Origin of the sequence: Pseudomonas sp. GOM6 (genome assembly GCF_029537485.1) — a bacterium.
In the GTDB taxonomy this organism is placed as follows: domain Bacteria; phylum Pseudomonadota; class Gammaproteobacteria; order Pseudomonadales; family Pseudomonadaceae; genus Aquipseudomonas.
The window spans coordinates 1-3120 of sequence record NZ_JARPUS010000033.1 but is presented as its reverse complement, the minus strand read 5'-3'; the positions used below and the strand labels follow the sequence as shown (position 1 = coordinate 3120).

The 3120-nt window shown below is 55.3% G+C and carries 4 protein-coding genes and 3 tRNA genes; all 7 read right to left on the bottom strand.

What is annotated here, in order from left to right:
- Nucleotides 1-83: GTP-binding protein (locus P7A97_RS20495; RefSeq protein WP_003292966.1), on the bottom strand; the 83-nt coding region annotated here is incomplete at its 3' end.
- 80 nt (nucleotides 84-163) lie between these two features.
- Nucleotides 164-239: transfer RNA gene (locus P7A97_RS20490), tRNA-Thr, on the bottom strand.
- A 26-nt stretch (nucleotides 240-265) separates the two neighbouring features.
- A tRNA-Gly gene (locus P7A97_RS20485) sits at nucleotides 266-339 on the bottom strand.
- Between the two features lie 25 nt (nucleotides 340-364).
- A tRNA-Tyr gene (locus tag P7A97_RS20480) sits at nucleotides 365-449 on the bottom strand.
- Between the two features lie 129 nt (nucleotides 450-578).
- Nucleotides 579-1256 (bottom strand): SPOR domain-containing protein, encoded by a 678-nt coding sequence (locus P7A97_RS20475; RefSeq protein ID WP_277692339.1) that lies wholly within the window; start codon nucleotides 1254-1256, stop codon nucleotides 579-581.
- 2 nt (nucleotides 1257-1258) lie between these two features.
- Complete coding sequence (locus P7A97_RS20470; protein ID WP_277692337.1) at nucleotides 1259-2011, bottom strand: type III pantothenate kinase; 753 nt, start codon at nucleotides 2009-2011, stop codon at nucleotides 1259-1261.
- Nucleotides 2001-2957, bottom strand: a complete 957-nt coding sequence (birA, locus tag P7A97_RS20465) for a bifunctional biotin--[acetyl-CoA-carboxylase] ligase/biotin operon repressor BirA (protein ID WP_277692335.1) — start codon at nucleotides 2955-2957, stop codon at nucleotides 2001-2003. Before birA ends, P7A97_RS20470 begins: the two co-directional genes overlap by 11 nt.
- Nucleotides 2958-3120: the final 163 nt, after the last annotated feature.

The window sequence follows — 3120 nt, the reverse complement described above, 5'->3', positions numbered from 1 at the left end:
AGAGTGGTTTTACCGTGGTCAACGTGACCGATGGTGCCGACGTTGACGTGCGGCTTATTACGCTCAAACTTTTCCTTAGCCATCTGAACCGCCTCCGAACAAGGTAGTGAATACAACAAACATTAAAATAAAGGCAGATATAGAGATATCTGCCTTTATAGAGTGGAGCTCATGAGCGGATTTGAACCGCTGACCTCACCCTTACCAAGGGTGTGCTCTACCAACTGAGCTACATGAGCGAAACACTTTGCACAAACAGCAAACCTGGAGCGGGCAGCGGGAATCGAACCCGCATCATCAGCTTGGAAGGCTGAGGTTCTACCACTAAACTATGCCCGCAGAGCCTGCAGCTCACGCTTAAATCTGGTGGAGGGGGAAGGATTCGAACCTTCGAAGTCTATGACGTCAGATTTACAGTCTGATCCCTTTGGCCGCTCGGGAACCCCTCCAAAGTGGGCGGCATTTTAACTTCTGCCACCTGACTGTCAAGCATTTTCTCAATAAAAACTTGAGGTTAGCTGCTTATCCCAGCCACTTCACGAGAGCCACCCCGCAAAGCGGGCGCCATTCTATGCAAACTACTGACCACTTGCAACGCTTTCGCACGGCATTATTTGATGCTGCAAACCATTGAAGTCCAAAGCCAGAGACTCGAGCGCATCATCGATAAGACGCCGACTATTCGGCGCCACCCGCACCCAGAAGCTTCTCTGTGCGCGAGGCAGCTCCCGAAGAAGCGGCTCATAACCAGCATCGCGCAGACGCCGCATCACGCTCTCTGCAGAGTCATGCCTAGGGAAAATACCAAGCGAGATCCCATTTGCCAGATCTCCTTGAGTAATGATGTAGCTATCGATTCGCCTAGCCTGAAGCTCTTTTAGCTGCCTAAGCGACGCCTGCCTCGAGGCCAGAGGCGCAAGATAAACCCAGTAGTCGAGGCCAGCAGCAGCAGTCACCGAACGTACCTCAGCCTGAATATCCAGAGCCGTCAGGCGCTGCTCGAACTGCTGCGCCTGCACCGTCGATTGAAAGCTACCCAGAAAGAGACAGGAGTCAGCCACAACCGCTTCAGCAGCAGGCGCCCCATGCGAACGCACACGCTCGCGATCAGCAGAACTCAAAAGCCGCACCCCCTGCTGATACCCCTGACGCATCTCGACAGCCTCTACTTCCTTGGCTCGCAACGGCGCCTTTTGTTGATGCCATACGTAATAAAAAAGATTGAGAACCAGGAACAACAGAAACAACCAGCGCATGGCTATACCCCGGAAACAGGGCAAGCCTCAGCAAGCCCCCTGAATACCAAATCAGCAACCAGATGAGCTTGAGGCAGATATCCCCCAACCAGCGCAGCATCCCCCCCAGTGAGATAGACCTGAAAGGAATCACCCAAACAGCTGCGTGCCACATCAAGCTGAGTTAAAGCAAAGCCTTTCAACATCAATGCACAGCCGCGCTCAACCGCCTCTGCAGTATTGCGCCCAGGCTCAAGCCCAAGCAGAGCCTGCTGCGCCACGACATCGTCATAGCGAATCCGGCGGGTATGAGTACTAAGCTCACGACGCATCAAAGGCATACCGGGACATATGTAGCCCCCCAAATGCTCACCCTCTTTCGTTACGAAATCCGAGGTAATTGCAGTCCCCAGATCCAAAACAAGGCAGGCACACCCACCAGATAACTGATAGGCACCCACAGCAGCAAGCCAGCGATCAAGACCAAGACGCGTAAAGTCATGGTAGCCATTGCGCACCCCAGCAAGAGATGCTGCAGGCTGCGCACAGACAACACCCACACCAAACTCACGCTGAAGGCGATCAACCAGAGCAGCAGTCTCTTCATCGCTGCGCACGCTGACCAACCGACAGGCGCGCAACCGCGCCTCACTCGCTGCAACTGCCTCCAGCAACTGCTGAGTCGACTCAGCAAGACCGCTCGAGGCCAACCCGCCCTTACTATCGAGCAGCCGCCACTTAATAAGGCTATTGCCACAATCCAGCTCAAGAATCATCACGCAACCTCAGGCTTAACTCGCCACCGCTGAATTGCAACTCACGCCCCGCAACCTCGAACCGCAGCGCCCCCTGGTCATCAACACCCAGGATTCGCCCATCAGTGCATTTCGCCCCTGCCAGCAAACGCCCCTCAAGCCCACGCCAGATATGGACAGCCTCCCACTCCTCTCGCAGCCCGGCAAAACCTTCTCGCTCATGACGCAGCAAATAATCCCTAAGCGACCGCCCAAGAGCGACAGCCAACAGCGTCCGGTCAACAAAATGACCGCTCTCTGCGCGCAGCGAGGTCCAGGCCTGATCGATGTCCACACGCCCCGGGAGCATATTGACGTTAATGCCAATTCCTATCACCAGCTGGTAAGCACCACCCGGCTCTCCGGAAAGCTCGAGCAGGATGCCGGCGATTTTTCGCCCCCCCACGAGCAAATCGTTCGGCCACTTCACCCCTACATCGACTCGCATAGCGGACAGCACGCGCTGCACGGCAAGTCCAACAGTCAGGCTCAAGCCATCAAGCGGGTAGCCGCTCTCCAGCCGCAACCCAAGACTGTAATAAAGATTCTCACCAAAAGGACTGATCCAGCCGCGCCCACGACGCCCACGCCCCCCCTCCTGAGCCTCAGCGATCACCAGCAAGGGGGAGGAGGCTCCCACCGCCAACTGACGCAACGCCTCTGCATTAGTCGAATCCAGGGACTCGTAGAAAGAACATGACCAGCCCAGCTCCATCGCTTGCGCTTTAATAACAGCAGCATCGAGCAAGGACATTTCCGAGGCCATGCGATAGCCCTTGCCTCGCACGCGATAGACAGTCAATCCCAGCTCTGCCTCTAACAACTGGAGACGCTTCCATACCGCCGCACGACTGATACCAAGGGCACGACCGATAGACTCGCCAGAATGAAACTGGCCATCTTGGAGTAAATGCAGCAGATCACGCATCAAAACAAGGCCTCGCCAAAGAGGCTGGCATCATAACGATGCGCTACAGCATTGCCTAGAAAACATCCAACCAGAAAATAGCCAAATATATTTTCTCAGCACAAAGAAAAACCCCCGACCAGCGTGAGCGGGTCGGGGGTTTGGGATAGGAGCTTGACGATGA

Coding starts and splice junctions, on each gene's coding strand:
- P7A97_RS20475 (WP_277692339.1), bottom strand. CDS start 1,256: ATGCGCTGGTTGTTTCTGTTGTTCCTGGTTCTCAATCTTTTTTATTAC.
- P7A97_RS20470 (WP_277692337.1), bottom strand. CDS start 2,011: ATGATTCTTGAGCTGGATTGTGGCAATAGCCTTATTAAGTGGCGGCTG.
- birA (WP_277692335.1), bottom strand. CDS start 2,957: ATGCGTGATCTGCTGCATTTACTCCAAGATGGCCAGTTTCATTCTGGC.